Origin of the sequence: Acinetobacter sp. GG2, assembly GCF_000292385.1 — a bacterium.
GTDB lineage: Bacteria > Pseudomonadota > Gammaproteobacteria > Pseudomonadales > Moraxellaceae > Acinetobacter > Acinetobacter seifertii.
This window is the reverse complement of record NZ_ALOW01000024.1, coordinates 42,699-59,718: the sequence shown is the minus strand read 5'-3', so window position 1 is coordinate 59,718 and position 17,020 is coordinate 42,699. Positions and strand designations below refer to the sequence as shown.

The 17,020-nt window shown below is 40.6% G+C and carries 14 protein-coding genes; 7 read left to right on the top strand and 7 right to left on the bottom strand.

What is annotated here, in order from left to right:
- Nucleotides 1-5 precede the first annotated feature (5 nt).
- Together feoB and B554_RS0103620 are read right to left on the bottom strand one after the other, a co-directional pair.
- Complete coding sequence (gene feoB / locus B554_RS0103625) at nucleotides 6-1,862, bottom strand: ferrous iron transporter B (protein WP_019457011.1); 1,857 nt, start codon at nucleotides 1,860-1,862, stop codon at nucleotides 6-8.
- Nucleotides 1,859-2,119 carry a FeoA family protein gene (locus B554_RS0103620; RefSeq protein WP_019457010.1) on the bottom strand — a complete coding sequence of 87 codons (261 nt, stop codon included), beginning with the start codon at nucleotides 2,117-2,119 and terminating at the stop codon, nucleotides 1,859-1,861. The genes feoB and B554_RS0103620 overlap by 4 nt, the downstream gene beginning before the upstream one ends.
- Before the next feature lie 144 nt (nucleotides 2,120-2,263).
- On the opposite strand from B554_RS0103620, the gene xerD reads away from it, so the two are divergent.
- The 4 genes from xerD (at nucleotide 2,264) to thrC (ending at nucleotide 6,886) form a co-directional block, all read left to right on the top strand.
- The gene (xerD, locus tag B554_RS0103615; RefSeq protein WP_019457009.1) at nucleotides 2,264-3,184 is read left to right on the top strand and encodes a site-specific tyrosine recombinase XerD; all 921 of its coding nucleotides are present in this window, start codon (nucleotides 2,264-2,266) and stop codon (nucleotides 3,182-3,184) included.
- Between the two features lie 146 nt (nucleotides 3,185-3,330).
- Nucleotides 3,331-4,146: a DsbC family protein gene (locus tag B554_RS0103610; protein WP_019457008.1), complete on the top strand. Its 816-nt coding sequence runs from the start codon at nucleotides 3,331-3,333 to the stop codon at nucleotides 4,144-4,146.
- A 244-nt stretch (nucleotides 4,147-4,390) separates the two neighbouring features.
- Nucleotides 4,391-5,692, top strand: coding sequence for a homoserine dehydrogenase (locus B554_RS0103605; protein WP_025465069.1), 1,302 nt, complete (start codon nucleotides 4,391-4,393; stop codon nucleotides 5,690-5,692).
- A gap of 54 nt (nucleotides 5,693-5,746) precedes the next feature.
- Nucleotides 5,747-6,886 (top strand): threonine synthase, encoded by a 1,140-nt coding sequence (gene thrC / locus B554_RS0103600; protein ID WP_019457006.1) that lies wholly within the window; start codon nucleotides 5,747-5,749, stop codon nucleotides 6,884-6,886.
- Nucleotides 6,887-6,994: 108 nt separating this feature from the next.
- Here thrC and pbpG read toward each other — a convergent pair whose 3' ends face one another.
- Nucleotides 6,995-8,041, bottom strand: a complete 1,047-nt coding sequence (gene pbpG, locus B554_RS0103595; RefSeq protein ID WP_134263468.1) for a D-alanyl-D-alanine endopeptidase PBP7/8 — start codon at nucleotides 8,039-8,041, stop codon at nucleotides 6,995-6,997.
- 211 nt (nucleotides 8,042-8,252) lie between these two features.
- On the opposite strand from pbpG, the gene B554_RS0103590 reads away from it, so the two are divergent.
- From B554_RS0103590 to B554_RS0103580, 3 genes are read left to right on the top strand one after another with little or no spacing between them, the layout of a single operon-like run.
- Complete coding sequence (locus B554_RS0103590; RefSeq protein WP_019457005.1) at nucleotides 8,253-8,888, top strand: response regulator; 636 nt, start codon at nucleotides 8,253-8,255, stop codon at nucleotides 8,886-8,888.
- 10 nt (nucleotides 8,889-8,898) lie between these two features.
- Nucleotides 8,899-10,467 (top strand): sensor histidine kinase, encoded by a 1,569-nt coding sequence (locus tag B554_RS0103585; RefSeq protein WP_019457004.1) that lies wholly within the window; start codon nucleotides 8,899-8,901, stop codon nucleotides 10,465-10,467.
- A gap of 24 nt (nucleotides 10,468-10,491) precedes the next feature.
- Nucleotides 10,492-11,913: a sigma-54-dependent transcriptional regulator gene (locus B554_RS0103580; RefSeq protein WP_019457003.1), complete on the top strand. Its 1,422-nt coding sequence runs from the start codon at nucleotides 10,492-10,494 to the stop codon at nucleotides 11,911-11,913.
- Between the two features lie 3 nt (nucleotides 11,914-11,916).
- On the opposite strand, the gene B554_RS0103575 is transcribed toward B554_RS0103580, so the two are convergent.
- The 4 genes from B554_RS0103575 to lptF form a co-directional block, all read right to left on the bottom strand.
- On the bottom strand, nucleotides 11,917-13,101 hold the full coding sequence (locus B554_RS0103575) for a S41 family peptidase (protein WP_019457002.1): 1,185 nt from the start codon (nucleotides 13,099-13,101) through the stop codon (nucleotides 11,917-11,919).
- A 15-nt stretch (nucleotides 13,102-13,116) separates the two neighbouring features.
- Nucleotides 13,117-14,664 carry a 2,3-bisphosphoglycerate-independent phosphoglycerate mutase gene (gene gpmI / locus B554_RS0103570; RefSeq protein ID WP_004699264.1) on the bottom strand — a complete coding sequence of 516 codons (1,548 nt, stop codon included), beginning with the start codon at nucleotides 14,662-14,664 and terminating at the stop codon, nucleotides 13,117-13,119.
- A 125-nt stretch (nucleotides 14,665-14,789) separates the two neighbouring features.
- A complete protein-coding gene (gene lptG / locus B554_RS0103565; RefSeq protein ID WP_019457001.1) occupies nucleotides 14,790-15,860 on the bottom strand; it encodes an LPS export ABC transporter permease LptG in 1,071 nt (356 codons plus the stop codon).
- Entirely contained in the window at nucleotides 15,860-16,960 is a 1,101-nt protein-coding gene (gene lptF, locus B554_RS0103560) for an LPS export ABC transporter permease LptF (RefSeq protein ID WP_004699267.1), read from the bottom strand. Before lptF ends, lptG begins: the two co-directional genes overlap by 1 nt.
- Between the last annotated feature and the right edge of the window lie 60 nt (nucleotides 16,961-17,020).

Below are 17,020 nucleotides of genomic sequence, written 5' to 3'. Positions count from 1 at the left end.
TCCTATTAACCCCAAATGCGTGATGCAATTTGGTAGGTTAAAAATGACATGAGATAAGCCAAACCAAAGAGATAAGCCGTCATGACTGCCACATGTTTCCATGAACCTGTCTCACGGCGTACCGTTGCCAAGGTCGCTAAACAATGTGGTGCATAAACAAACCACACCAATAAAGACAAGCCTGTAGCCAATGACCAACCTGTGCCGTTTGCACTAATCAAATGAGCAAGCCCTTGTGCAACCGCATTATCATCAGCACCAGATAACGCATATACCGTACCTAATGCTGCAACCACAACTTCACGAGCAGCCATTGCAGGAATTAATGCCACCACGATTTGCCAGTTAAAGCCAAGTGGTGCAAATAAAGGCTGAATAAAGTGCCCCGCCATACCCGCAAAACTATAATCAATTGCTGGTAGCGTTGCGCCTTCTGGCGCTTGAGGGAAAGTACACAAGAACCAAAGAATAATGGTTAATGCAACAATAATCCCACCAACACGACGTAAGAAAATCTTTGCGCGTTCCATCAGCCCAATAGCAATACTTTTTGGGTCAGGAAAACGATAACTTGGTAACTCCATTAAAAGGGCATGTTGTGATTTGTCTTTACGCAAGAACTTCATCACAAAGGCAACACAAAGCGCACTTAAAATACCCGCCATGTATAAACCAAACAGCACCAGACCTTGTAAGTTAAAGATCCCTAAAACAGTTTGACTTGGAATAAATGCACCAATTAACAAAGCATAGACAGGCAAACGTGCCGAACATGTCATGAGAGGTGCAACCATGATCGTGGTAAAACGATCACGCGAATCACTGATACTTCGAGTTGCCATAATGCCAGGAATCGCACAGGCAAAACTCGACAATAATGGAATAAAAGAACGGCCACTCAAGCCAGCTTTAAACATTAATTTATCGAGCAAGAATGCTGCACGCGGTAAATAACCTGATTCTTCGAGTACCAGAATAAAGAAGAAGAGAATCAAAATTTGTGGCAAGAATGCCAATACAGTGCCCGCTCCCGCCAGAACACCATCTACGACCAAACTGCGTAGCACAGGTTGATGAATAGCTCCATTTAACCATTCACCTAACCATGGAATGACACCATCTTCGATTAAAGCTTTAAACGGTTCAGCCCAAGCAAATACTGCCTGAAAGACAATAAACATCATCACTGCTAGGCTGAGTAAACCCAACACAGGATGTAAGAAAATTCGATCTAGAAAATCAGTACGTTTATCATCATGATCAACAAAATGAACCACATCTTTAAAAATCATTTCGATTTTTTGATGATGTCCACCACTTAAACCACTTAGCTCTGTATGCGGTACGGTATATTTTTCTTGGTCAAGCGCATGCAATAAGTTTTCAATGCCTGAGTTACGTACGGCAACCGTTTCAACAACTGGAACACCTAAACGCTCAGACAACTTCTGTGTATTGATTTGAATACCGCGACGACGCGCTTCATCCATCATATTCAATACAACCAGAATTGGGCGCCCTAATTCAATAATTTCAAGCACCAAACCCAAGTGCAGTTTTAAGTTTGTCGCATCGACAATACATAAAAAAGCATCTTGCTGCCCTTCTTCGGCAATTTTACCTTGGCAGACATCACGAGTAATTTCTTCATCGGGACTAGTTGCCTGCAGACTATAGGTACCCGGCAAATCTAGTACACGAACGGCACGGCCAGAAGGTAACTGAAAGTTACCGACTTTACGCTCTACGGTTACACCCGCATAGTTAGCAACTTTTTGTCGTGTTCCAGTTAGGTGGTTAAACAGCGAAGTTTTACCACAGTTTGGATTCCCAACAAGGGCAATACGTAGCGCATCACTCATGCGGGTACTCCTTCTAACTGGATCTCGATTTTTTCCGCTTCCGCCTTACGTAAAGCGAAACGAGTAAAGCCAATTTGGATTAAGATCGGATCACCACCAAAAATACCCTTGGTAATCACTTCTATTCGAGTACCTGGCACAAAGCCCAGACTTTCCAAACGAATTGCGACCAAATCTTCTTGCTCGGACATTTGTGTCATCCGATCTACTTTGGTGATGGTAGCCGCTTGCTTCACTTTCAACGCTGATAAACGCACCGCATCCGATCCTAAAACCTTTTTTTCTAGTATACATATAAATGAGAATAATTACCAAATAAGGTTAAATTTCAATTCTCACCCACTTTAATCGACAAATCTTAAAGTTTCTTTTAAAGTACAGTGGTTTAGAGGATATTGTTTATGATAAGTAAAAAACCGCGTATTCCAAGCCCTGTTCAAATTCCTGAACATTTGAGCTTTTTACAAGGTTTTCGTGACTATTTGGTTGCACAAACAGTGAGTCAACATACTCGTAATGCTTATTTATCTGACCTGATTCAATGTGCTGAACTTCATAAAAAAAATAGCTTGCCGAAATGGTCGAGTGATGACATTTCTGATGTCTTAATTGAACTTACCAAAATAGGAAAAAGCCCACGCTCAATCGCACGCTGCTTATCTGCCCTACGCCAGTTTTACAAATTTTTACGTGAACAAAAATTACGAAGCGATAACCCGGTAGCGACACATCACTCACCCAAAATTGGCCGAGCTTTACCCAAAGATTTATCAGAAGAAGATGTAGAGGCACTTATTCAAGCGCCAGACATTACAACAGCTTTGGGGTTACGTGACCGAGCGATGTTTGAAGTACTTTATGCATGTGGTTTACGCGTTTCTGAGCTAATCAACCTACGCTTGGAGCTAATCAATTTAAAACAAGGCTATTTACGTATTACGGGTAAAGGCAATAAAGAACGTTTGGTACCTTTAGGCCAATATGCTTGTGATTGGGTAGAGCGCTACTTAAGCGATGCACGCCCTCAACTTTACAAAAGCTCGACTGACTATTTATTTTTAACTCAACATGGCGGAATCATGAGCCGTCAGAATTTTTGGTATGCGATTAAACGTTACGCTTTGCAAGCCAATATTCAAGCTGAACTATCGCCTCATACCTTACGCCACGCCTTTGCAACACACCTACTTAATCACGGTGCTGACTTACGCGTAGTACAAATGTTATTGGGTCATAGCGACTTATCTACCACCCAAATCTATACCCATGTGGCACAAGTGAGAATGCAACAATTACATGAAAAACATCATCCTAGAGGTTAAAATTTTTTAAGCGAATGATTTGAAATTCATCAAACAATCGTTTGATTTCGTTCACAAAGGTTAAGAAAGTTTTAACAATACACACTAGATTTTTTGTTATGCTTAGCAGCTTCTGACTATAAATACTGATGAAATAAGGGTTATCTATGTCTTTTACCCGATCTCAACTTTTTCTTGCCTGTGCTTTGGCTTCTAGCTTGCTGTTCAGTGCTTGTTCTAAAGAAAACAAACCACAAAAAGAAGATGCGCTCACAGCGACCGCACCTGCTACTGGGGAAGCGTCAACCATCATTGAACGCAATGCTAAACAGCGTTTAATTGAAACTTTGCAAAAACAATTTAAGAACGCAAATATCAACGCCAAAATTTTAGATATCAAGCCGACAGAAGTTCCTAATTTATATTGGGTAAATCTCGAAGGCATGACATCAATTTATACAACCAGTGATGGCAAATACCTGATTCAGGGTGATGTCATCCGTTTAGGTGGCAAAGAGCTGCATAATATTGGTGATAACCTGCAAGCTTCAGAAAATAAAAAGCATCTTGCTGCTTTAAAAAATGAAGATTTGATTGTTTACCCAGCGAAAGGTGGTAAGGCTAAACATGTGATTTATGTGTTTACCGATGCAAGCTGTCCTTATTGCCACAAATTACATGAGCATTTAGCCGAGATTAATGAAAAAGGCATTGAGGTTCGTTACATTGCTTGGCCACGTGGTGAACAATTTATGCCAACTATGGAAGCCGTTTGGTGTAGTGCAGACCGTAAAGCTGCATTTAACCAAGCTGTACAGGGCGTTAGCATTCCGCCAGCTCAATGTAAAAACCCTGTCCGCGAACAATATCAACTTGGTTTAAACATGGGCGTGAATGGTACTCCTGCAATCTACAATGTTGATGGCGAGTACTTGGGTGGCTACTTAACACCAGATGAATTGATTAAAAAATTGAATAAATAATATTCGCCAAGCTGATGAATGATTAATCAGCCATCCCTTCAACAAAGCGCTGCTCATATTGCAGCGCTTTGTTTTTTCAATAATTAATACTTTTTCCACCAATGTTTAAAGACTGATCTAATCAGCTTTTCCGAACATCTCACTCTAATTGATTGAACAAGCATGAAAAGCGCTAGAGTCTGGCGTTTTTTTTAGCTATGATCTAGCTTCAACTAAATGATTAAATGATGATATGGAGTGTGACGTGAAACCAGTTCGCCTGGCAATACTCGGTTTAGGAACCGTAGGTGGAGGAGCCCTTAAACTACTACAAGAAAATGCCGCTGAAATTAAACGTCGCACCGGTCGAGAAATTCAAATTACCCACGTTGGAACACGCCGCCCTCGTCCAGATCTTGAATTAGAAGGGATTAAACAAAGCGCAGACTTACTTGACATCGTTCGTCAACCAGACGTTGATGTGGTTGTAGAAGTGATGGGTGGGATCCACCCCGCTTACGAAGTCATTATGGAAGCGATCAAACACGGCAAACAAGTCGTGACTGCAAATAAAGCCTTACTCGCTGAACATGGCAATGAACTATTTAAAGCAGCTGAAGACAATGCTGTACAAATTGCTTATGAAGCAGCAGTAGCTGGCGGTATTCCAATTATTAAAGTGATTCGTGAAGGCCTTGCTGCAAACCATATTGAATGGCTAGCAGGCATTATTAATGGTACAGGCAACTTTATTCTGACTGAAATGCGCGAGAAAGGTCGTGCATTTGATGATGTATTAAAAGAAGCTCAAGAACTCGGTTATGCAGAAGCAGACCCAACTTTTGACGTTGAAGGTATTGATGCTGCGCACAAGCTTACAATTTTAGCGTCTTGTGCGTTTGGTATTCCTCTTCAGTTTGATAAGGTCTATACCGAAGGTATCAGCAAAATCACTGCGCAAGATGTGAAATATGCCGAAGAGCTTGGTTTCCGCATTAAACACCTAGGAATTGCACGCCGTGCTGAAAAAGGGATTGAGCTACGTGTTCACCCAACACTTATTCCAGATGAGCAGCTTATTGCAAACGTAAACGGCGTTAAAAATGCTGTGTTAGTTCAAGCAAATGCAGTAGGTCCAACGCTTTATTACGGCGCTGGTGCTGGTGCTGGCCCAACAGCTTCTGCGGTTGTTGCCGACGTAATTGATATTGTGCGTGACATCTCTTATACCGAAGACGGTGCAGGAACAATTCCTCAGCTGGCTTTTGAAGCATTAACAAATGTGCCAATTTTAAGCCGCGAAGAAATGACTACAGGTTATTACATCCGCTTAAATGCTGAAGATCAAACTGGTGTACTTGCAGATGTAACGACCATCTTAAGCCGTGCTGGAATCAGCATTGATGCCATCATGCAACAATCCCGCTTAAAAGACCTTATTCCAATCGTGATTTTGACCGATCCAATCGTTGAATCAAAAATGGATGACGCTCTTGCGCAAATTCAAGCATTACCTGCTATTCGTGGCGAAATCGTAAGAATTCGTTTAGAATCGCTCGATAGTTAATCAGGTTGAGGGAAAGATTCCCTCTCCCGCTTCACCTCTAATTGGAACACCATCATGTCTAATGCCAATCGTTATACTGGTCTTGTAGATCGTTATCGTGACCGTTTGCCAGTTTCGGCAACTACTCGTGCTATCTCTTTGGGTGAGGGCAACACCCCACTCATTAAACTTGAGAATATTCCACGTATTATTGGCAAAGATGTTGAAATTTATGTGAAATATGAGGGCTTAAACCCAACTGGTTCATTTAAAGACCGTGGTATGACCATGGCTGTAACCAAAGCGGTTGAAGAAGGCTCTAAAGCGATTATCTGTGCATCTACTGGTAACACTTCTGCTGCTGCTGCTGCATACGCTGCTCGCGCTGGTATCAAAGCATTTGTTTTGATTCCGGAAGGCAAAATTGCGATGGGTAAAATGGCGCAAGCGATGATGTATGGTGCGATCACTATGCAAATTCGTGGTAACTTCGATGATGGTATGCGTCTAGTAAAAGAAGTGGCTGATCAAGCTCCTGTAACGATTGTAAACTCAATCAACCCTTACCGTTTGCAAGGTCAAAAAACCATTGCTTATGAAATCGTTGAAGCTTTAGGCCGTGCACCTGACTATCACTGCTTGCCAGTAGGTAATGCAGGTAACATTACCGCTCACTGGATGGGTTATACAGAAGCTGTAGCAAACCAACCTGCTGATCAGTTCGAACAAGTTGTTTATGATGCTGCGACCGATCAATTCACTGGCCCTAAACCAGAAGGCTTACCGACAATGGTAGGTTACCAAGCTTCTGGTGCAGCTCCATTCTTACGTGGTGCTCCAGTTGAAAGTCCTGAAACAGTTGCAACTGCAATTCGTATTGGTAACCCGCAAAGCTGGAACCATGCAAAAGCTGTAGTACGTGACTCTAAAGGCTGGTTTGATGAACTTCAAGACAGCGAGATTTTAGAAGCTCAACGCTTACTTTCTATGTATGAAGGTGTATTTGTTGAGCCAGCGTCTGCTGCTTCTATCGGCGGTGCAATCCGTGACATTAAAGCGGGTAAAATTGCTGAAGGTTCTGTCATCGTATGTACAGTAACTGGTAATGGCTTGAAAGATCCTGACACTGCAATCAAACAATGTGCTGATGCAGTAATGTTGTCAATTGATGCAACAATGGACCAAGTAAAAGATTCGATTTTATCTAATATGTAAGATCTGAGTTTTTATAAGAAACGGCTGTTTAATACAGCCGTTTTTTTATGCTTTTTTAAAAGCCATAAAAAAACGCTTCTTAAAAGAAGCGTTTTTTAAATATTTAAATTAAATACGTTTTGGCAAATTACTCAACCAACCCAATAAGTTAGTTGCATCGTTATTACGTGCCTGTGTACTTGGCTCACCAAGCAATACAATTACTGCCGGACGTGAGTTTACAGTGGTATGCATCACGACACAGCGACCGGCTTCATTGATATAACCAGTTTTAGACAAGTTGATATTCCAACCACCATTACGCACTAGCGCATTAGTATTGTTAGATTTCAACACGCGATAACCCAAGTTAAAATCATAAGTCGGTGTAGTTGAGAATTGACGGATTAAACCATACTGAGATGCTGTACTCGCCAAAATCCCCAAGTCACGCGCAGAAGAAACATTGCGTGGGTCTAAACCAGTTGATTCATAATAATGAGTTGCACTCATACCCAAAGAACGTGCTTTAGCATTCATCGCTGCTACGAATGCAGGACGACCACCCGGATAAGTACGCGCTAAAGCTGCTGCCGCTGGGTTTTCAGATTTCATTAGAGCAAACAGAAGAACTTCTGCACGGTTCATCTTGTCGCCAACACGTAAGGTTGAGCTTGAGTTTTTACCATTTGCACCAGCAAAATCAATTTGCTCAAGTGTAATTTCTTCTGACATGTTTAAACGCGCATCTGCCGTTACAACTGCTGTCATTAATTTGGTAATAGACGCAATCGGTACCGATGCATTGGTATTTTTACTATAAAGAACCTCACCTGTTTGCGCATCCATGACAAGTGCAGCACGTGCACTTACGCTCGGCTGGGCATTAAAACCCCCAGTATCGCGAATTGGAGCAACTCTAGGTGTAGAGCTAATAACTTTCGGTGCATTACTGCCACGCAAAGTTGTAGTTACAGATGTTGAACCTTGCGGAGTTGGTTCATCATCTTCATCATTTAAAAGTTGACTAGCATCCGCTGCCGACCAATTTAAACTTGCAGTACCAGTACTCCCTGAGGACGGGTTATTGACGAGTTCTGCAAAGCTTGTTGAACTCAAACTAAGCAAAATAGACATGCTTAGCACATGCATTAAAGACTTTTTAGAATTTTTCACGGCACAATACTCGACTCAGGGTGACACACATTTGCGCTTACTATCATTATGCCTTACATTTGAGATATAAGGTATAAAGGTTTACCGACACAATTGTGCACAACTATTCGCTCACTATAGAAGAATAGGATTGCTAATTTTGTCATTCCATTGCAAGCTTATTTTGCTTTATGTAACAAAAAACTTGTTTTTTGAAAGAAAGGAGGTCTTCTTGATTACAGTTTTAGTTGTCGATGACCATGAACTGGTACGTACGGGTATTTGCCGTATGTTAGAAGATCATGCAGATGTTGAGGTAATTGGACAAGCCGAATCTGGGGAAGAAGCAATTGCTATCGTTCGCCAACAACATCCGCAAGTCGTACTACTTGATGTCAACATGCCGGGCATCGGTGGCGTAGAAACAACTCGTCGTTTATTACAAACAGCTCCAGAGACGAAAGTCATTGCTGTGAGCGGCCTTGCCGAAGAACCCTACCCGTCTTTATTGCTAAAAGCCGGTGCAAAAGGTTATATCACTAAGGGTGCACCAATTGCCGAGATGGTTCGTGCAATTAATAAAGTGATGCAAGGTGGTAAATATTTTAGTGCTGATATTGCCGAACAACTAGCAAGCTCATATTTATCCGACACCCAACAATCCCCTTTTGATTCGTTATCAGAACGTGAAATGCAAGTTGCCATGATGGTTGTCAACTGTATTAGCGCACAAGAAATTGCCGATAAACTTTTTGTGAGCGTGAAAACTGTAAATACTTACCGTTATCGTATTTTTGAAAAGTTAGCAATTGATAGCGATGTAAAACTTACACATCTTGCGATTCGCTACGGTCTGATTAAACCATAATCAGACTTACATGCACTCTCCTTTAAATTCATCCCTGTCCCATACGATTTTTCGTTTGGGCACTTGGTATGGTTTATACCGTCTTATTATTGCGGTTAGCCTGACTATTATTTTGGTTTCAACCAATGCTCAAACTGACAATAGTTTGCAGCAACCATCTTTATATTTTTACACCCTACTAGGCTACTCAATTGTCAGCCTTGTTCAATTGTTAGGCTTTAAATTTATCGCAGCTCAGGCAACACGCCAGCTTGCTTTATTTTTTATTGTCGATGTTATTTGTTTGAGTCTACTGACTTTTTCTGTTGGTGAACCAAATTTACAACTTAGTCTACTTTATGTAATTGCAATCTTTACCTCGGCAATTTTGCTCAGCGCAAGAATGTCTTTAATCATTACCTTGCTTGCGATCATTGCAGTTATTTACCAACGCTTCGTGGGTAGTTTGTTCGACTACAACAATCTAAACACGATCGGGAATAGTGCCTTACTCGCTTTCTTATTTTTTGTCGTTCATGGGATTGGTCAAATTGCGGTTCAGCGCTTTAAATTACTTGAAGCTTTGACCTTTCACCAGTCAGTTGAACTTTATCAACTTCAAAATATTAACCGTTATATTTTAGAACAAATTGAAGAAGGCTATTTAGTCTTAGATGAAGACTACAACATTGTGCTCAGCAATCCAGCTGCTTGCTCACTACTCGGTATTCCACCCCAATTTGCCAACGAAAAATATCCTTTAGCCAAGTGGCATACCGACTTATATGAGATTCTTAAGTTTGGTGACTTACAAGAAGGTGACCGATTTATTTTTGAGTCTCGCCTATCGACTTATTCCATTAATATTAAAGTGCAGCACCTTTTGGTCCCACAACAAGCACTGACACTGCTCATTTTACAAGATGCCCAGCAAATTAATCAGCAAGCACAACAGCTCAAACTTGCTGCTTTAGGACAACTTTCAGCAAGTATTGCACATGAAATCCGCAATCCTTTGGCTGCAATTGTACAAGCAAATGAGCTACTTAAAGATAGCGACCCAGAACAACAAAATACTTTGCGACATATGATTGGTAAACAAGCCAAACGTATTGACAGTATTGTTCAAGATACTTTGGGGCTTGCACGTAGTGAAAGAACTCATCCTATTCAGATTGACTTAAGTCATTTTATAACAAGTTTATTCGAAGAAGATTTATCAGACGTTAAGCACTCTATCAGACTCGAAATATCTGATAATTATCTAAAATTTTTATTTGACGAAAAACAATTACGACAAGTTATGATTAATTTGGTGCGAAATGCTTTACGGCATAATGCACCTGATTCACCTAATGTCACGATCAATATTCATTCACAAGCAAATAAAATTTATATTGATGTGATCGATTACGGTGAAGGTGTCTCAAAACGTGATATATCTCAACTATTTAAACCATTTTTTAGTACCGAAATTAATGGAACTGGTTTAGGATTATACTTGTCTCATAGTTTCTGTGAGGCAAACCATGCAAAGCTCACTTATGTAGAGCAAAAACAAGGGGCATGCTTCAGAATAGAGTGCCCAATAATATATTGATTTTTTTATTAGGTTTTTGGGGAAATGGCAGAACAGCAACCACTGGTTTTGCTTGTAGACGATGAAGAAGATTTGTGCCTTTTAATGCAAATGACACTTGCACGAATGGGGATTAAAACACATCTTGCTTATCGGGTTGAACAGGCCAAACAACTCTTCACTCAGTTTCATTACGACGCATGCTTAACCGATTTAAATCTACCTGATGGTAGCGGGTTAGACTTAGTCAAACATGTCTCTCAAAACTACCCCAACACCCCAATTGCAGTTTTAACTGCATACGGCAATATGGATATTGCAATTGCTGCATTAAAAGCAGGTGCTTTTGATTTTGTGAATAAACCTATTAACCAAGTCCATCTAGATCAGTTATTGCAAAAGGCGCTCAATCGGCAACAAACAGATCAAGACTTTGCAGAAACAGCGCTAGAAAATAAATTATTAATCGGCCGTTCTCTACCTATTCAACAATTACGCATTGCAATTAAAAAAATTGCTCGCTCTCAAGCACCTGTATTTGTTACGGGTGAGTCAGGAACAGGTAAAGAAGTAGTTGCCAACCTAGTTCATCGGTTGAGTAACCGTAGTGAAGGTCCTTTTATTGCAATTAACTGCGGTGCCATTCCAACTGAACTCATGGAAAGTGAGCTGTTTGGACATAAAAAAGGCAGTTTTACTGGGGCAACTCAAGATAAACAGGGTCTGATTTTATCGGCTCACGGCGGTAGTTTATTTTTAGATGAAATTGCCGAATTACCACTCAGTATGCAAGTCAAATTACTGCGTGCAGTACAGGAAAAAAAGATTCGTCCTCTCGGTTCCGATCAGGAAATTGATGTTGATTTCCGTGTCATTAGTGCGAGTCATCAAGACTTGGATTTATTGGTTAGACAAGGCAAATTCCGTCAGGATTTATTCTTCCGTATCCATGTTATGGATTTGATGTTACCACCGCTACGAGAACGTGGCGAAGATGTCCTTTTACTTGCAAATCACTTTATTCAGAAAATTTGTATGGAGTGGGAAACACCACCCAAACAATTAAGCGATGCAGCCGAGACTTATCTCTTACAGCAACACTTTCCTGGCAATGTTCGTGAATTAAGAAACATGATTGAGCGAGCAATCACTCTAAGTGACGATACTCAAATTGATGTACCACACTTACATCCAGCACCATTAAGAGCAAATATCTCTAGCTCAGTACCATTGGTGTCTCAGACTATACAAAATAACGTGACAACGCCTCAAGTTGTAAAAAAATTGCCAACTGAAGGATTGGAGAGTTATTTAGAGAATATTGAAAAAGACATTCTGCTCAATGCACTCAATATGACCCATTGGAACAGAACTTTAGCAGCGAAAAAACTAGGAATGACGTTTCGTTCTTTACGTTATCGTTTGAAAAAATTTGGCTTAGACACAGAGACTGAACAGGAAGTATAAAGCTTACTTCCTTTTTAGAAGTAAATCAGCAACACGCTCCAAATAAACATCTTCTTTCATTTCTGGCGGTAAGGGATAGGTCTGATTAGGTTGAATACCTTGCCCTTCAATCATATTACCATTTGGTGTGTAGTAGTGTGAGACCGTCATTTGCAAAGCTGCCCCACTAGGCAGAGGGAAAAGCTTTTGTACAACGCCTTTTCCATAACTTTTTTCGCCAATGACCCAAGCCCGCTGATGCTCTTTCATTGCTGCAGTAAAAACTTCTGCTGCTGATGCGGATCGATGATTAATTAAAATACCGACCTTTATATTTTGAAAATCATTGCCCGGTAAAGCCTGAAATTGCTGATTACCTTCTGAACGACTTTTTGTAGAAACAATAATGCCATGATTTAAAAATAAATCGGCTGACTCAACAGCAGCAGATAGCAACCCGCCTGGGTTATTTCGTAAATCAATTAATACTGCTTTTAAACGCGAAGAACTATTTTCTTCAATCAAACGCTTAATTTCATTAGCAGTATCTTGCTGGAACACTCTAATTTTTAGTACCAATACCTGATTGTGTAACATGACAGGTTCGATGTCAGTTTCAATCTTTTTATTACGAACTAAACTGATTGGAGTATTTGACTCCTCGGTCTGTACTTGAAGTGTTGATCCTATTGAACCATACAGCAAACCAGATATTTGATCTTGCGTCAGGTTCTTAAGTTCTTGATTATCAATTTTTAGAATTGTCTGGCCATTTCTTAAGCCAAGTTTATATGAATCTGAACCTGTCTTAAGGTCGCGAATCATCCATTTATGAATATGTGCTTCTGGACTTAATGCAAAATCAACCGAGGCTAGATCACCTTCGGTATATTGAATGAGTTGACGGTATTCTTCAGGAGACAAATAGCGTGAATAACGATCTAAACCGCTGACTAATCCTTTAATTGCTTGTAAAAATAAAGCATCGTCCGACTTTTCATCGACATAGTTATCCCGAACAATTCCATAAATTTGTACAAACTGCTGAATCGACTCAATAGGGACTTCTGCATAACTTTCTTCTGATTCTGCCGGATCAGCATGCTGCGGCGATAATTTTTCTTTTACAACAGGAGCAGCAAGAGCGAGGTAGCTGCAACACATCAATACACTACCAAAAAAAGCTTTATATATTTTGTGTTGCAGCATTTAGTCACCTATCGCTTATGCAGATAATGTAATCAGATTACGACCTTGCATTTCAGCAGGAACTGGAATCTGCATTAGATTAAGGATGGTCGGTGCAACATCTGCAAGTACACCACCTTCTGCAATTGTCGCTTGAGTTGGACCAACATAAATAAATGGTACAAGCTCTGTTGTATGTTGAGTATGAACCTGACCACTTTCATAGTCCTGCATTTGCTCGACATTACCATGGTCAGCAGTAATCAGCATGTGGCCTTTTTTCGCCATCACAGCTTCGTATACACGACCTAAACATGTATCAACTGCTTCAACAGCTTTAACCGCAGCATCAAATACGCCTGTATGACCTACCATATCACCATTGGCAAAGTTCACAACCAATAAATCATACTCACCTGAGTTAATTGCCTTAACGAGCTCATCAGTTACTTCATAAGCACTCATTTCCGGCTTTAGGTCATATGTTGCAACGTTTGGTGATGGAATGAGAATACGCTTCTCACCTGGATATTCATCTTCACGGCCACCACTAAAGAAGAACGTTACATGAGCATATTTTTCAGTTTCAGCAATACGTAATTGCGTTTTGCCAAGAGAAGATAAATATTCACCAAGTGAGTTTTTCAACTCTTCAGGCATATATGCCACAGGCGCATCAATGCTGGCCTGATAACGCGTCAACATGACAAATTTAGAAAGGTTCGGCACAACTTTACGCTCAAAACCAGCGAAGTCTTTTTCAACAAACGCACGAGTAATTTCACGAGCACGGTCAGCACGGAAGTTCATGAAAACAACGCTATCGCCATCTTGAACTTTAGCTACATCACCAATACGAGTTGCTTTTACAAACTCGTCATTTTCATTTGCAGCATATGCAAGCTCTAAACCTTCTACTGCCGTTTGTGCAGTACGAAGTGCTTCACCTTCAGTCAATAAACGGTAAGCCTGTTCTACACGGTCCCAACGGTTGTCACGATCCATTGCAAAGTAACGGCCAATCATAGTTGCTATACGACCTTGACCCGGATATTGAGCAAATAGAGCATCTAATTTTTCTAATGAAGGTTGAGCACTACGTGGAGGAGTATCACGACCATCAAGGAATGCATGAAGATAAACTTTTGCACCACGTTTTAATGCAAGCTCACACATCGCCACAATATGATCTTCGTGTGAATGAACACCACCTTCTGAGAGCAAGCCCATAATATGAACTGCACCACCAGCAGCTTTAGCTTTTTCAACAGCGTCAATCAATACTTCATGTTTGAAAAAATCGCCAGTACGAATATCTTTAGTAATACGGGTAAAATCTTGATACAACACACGGCCAGCACCAAGGTTCATATGGCCAACTTCAGAGTTACCCATTTGTCCATCAGGCAAACCTACATCTTCACCAGAACCAGAAATGAGACTATTTGGATGCTTTGCTTTCATTGCAGTTAAATTCGGGGTTTTTGCTGCAAGAAAAGCATTATCTTCAATCGCTTCACGGTGTCCAACACCATCCATAATGACCAGAACGTGAGGGATCTTGCCAGCAGTTGCATCCGTCATAATCAATTTCTCTTTTGTCTACAATTTCATCGCAATATCTTACCGAATTTTCGGCGAAGACTCTAATTTTTCCTATAGCTTTCACCAATGCCTATCATTGAGAAAGCCATTCATATTCTTTTGAATTAACGGGCGCGGTAAAGTAAATAACTACCTGCACCGAATAACAAAGCAATAGGTATAAGTACAAACCAAGCAGGTGAAGGTGCGTATACCAAACTTGCGTAACCCAAGAAATCTTGTAAGTAATAAAAACCCAAACCAATAAAGAGTGCGATCACCAATCTGAAACCCATTGACTGTTGACGTAGTGGCCCAAAAATAAAAGAACAAGCGACTAACACTAAGGTAATGAGAGAAAATGGAGAGGCAACTTTTTGCCAAAAAGCTAATTGGTAAGTTTTAGGGACTTGGCTATATTCATCCATATAACGCATGAAGCTAACCAACTGACTTGGAGATAAGTCTTCAGGATCTAAAGTCACCATGTGTACGTATTTAGGTTGTAAAGCCAATCCTAAAGACTGCTGTTCATGATTGTTTTGTATTGAATTACCATCTGTAAGAATGTCTGTCTGGCTAGCTTTCTGTAAAGACCATTGACCATCTTTGATAAACTTACCTTGCTCTGCATTAATTAGAGATTGCAAACGGTAATCTTTGTCAAAGTCTACAACTTGAATGTCTCTTAAATTTCCTTGCGAGTTTGCATAGTCAATATAGATAAAACGCTGCCCTTCTCTTGACCAATAACCTTTCACTTCACCTAAAGCAGCTGCTGAACGGTGACTTTTGACACTTTGCGCTTGCTCATTTGTATAGGGAACAACCCACTCACTGAGTGCAAAAGATAAAATAATAAGCAACAAAGCTGAGCGCATCACCCAACCTACAATACGCCACAAGCTAATACCAACTGAGCGCATCACAATCAGCTCGCTATTGGATGCTAAAGCTCCTAATCCAATCACAGCCCCAATTAAGGCCGAAATAGGTAAAATCTCATATAGATAGCGAGGGGCACCCCATAACACATAGATGAAAGCTTGCCATGCATTATAGTCAGGCTTTAACTCACCTAACTCACCCAAATAAGTAAACAAGACCTGCAAAACAGATAAAACAATGGTGGTACCAAACATTGCAAGCGCAGTGGTTTTCGTCACATATTTGGCGACTATTCGACGTGCTAACATTATAATTTCACCCGCTTGATCTGTTTCTTGATTTTCGGCCCTAATTTCTGTTTACGTGAAAATAAGGCAGCTGCAATTGCATAAACCAATAAAGCTGCTGGATAAGCCCAAATGTCCAGCTCTCCTCTACTGATACGAGTCTTAATCGCAATCATAAGTACAATCAGACTCGCGAAAATAAAAATAGATGGAATAAGACGATAATAACGCCCCTGTCGTGGATTTACCTCAGACAATGCAACTGACATCATGAGAGCAACAATGATGGTAAACGGACCAAATAAACGCCAACCCAACTCACTTCTAATGACAGGATCATTACTTTTATCCAATAGTTTAGAGGTTGGAAGCGCTCCTACATCACTACTCTCAAACTTAACATCCTTATCATTTTCTAAACGCAGACGATAAGACTGGAACTCTGCTTGCGTATATTTCGGTTGTCCCGGATATATTTCATAACGGCGACCTTGAACCAGATCGACAACATTGGCTGTATCATTAGCCATCTCAACACGTGTTGCCTCTTTTGCCAAAATCATGACATCTGGCTTATCTTCTTTAGTAGCGCGTTGATAAAAGAAAATATCCTTGAGGTTTTTACGGTCTTCCGACAGTGAGCCTGCATAAATCGTATAAGGCCCTGAAGAAATAAACTCTCTTGGCCGAACCAAATCAAAACCCGTCCGTACAGCTTGGGTTGTCGTTAGTTTTTCAAATTCACGTAGTCCCCACGGCGTCATCCATAACATGAGCACAGACTGACAAACCATGTAAACCAGTGTCATTGGAATGAGTAAGCGTGCTAACTGATGACGACTTACTCCACTACCATTGAGTACGGCCATTTCATGGTCAACATATAAGCGACCGAACACCAGCATTAAGCCAATAAAAAAACCTAGTGGTAAAATAAGGGTAAGGAATTCGGGTAAACGATATCCTACGATGCTAAATAAAATACTAGCATCTAAACGCCCCTGCGCCGCCACACCAAAGTATTTGATCAGACGACCACCCATCATGATTAAGGTCAATAATGCAATGACCACCAATGAGGTAGAGACAACTTGCTTGACGAGATAACGCCGAATAATCAAATTAATACTTCCAAAAGGCTAAACGGGACGAACGCTAGTTTACCCGAATGTTAAAAATAT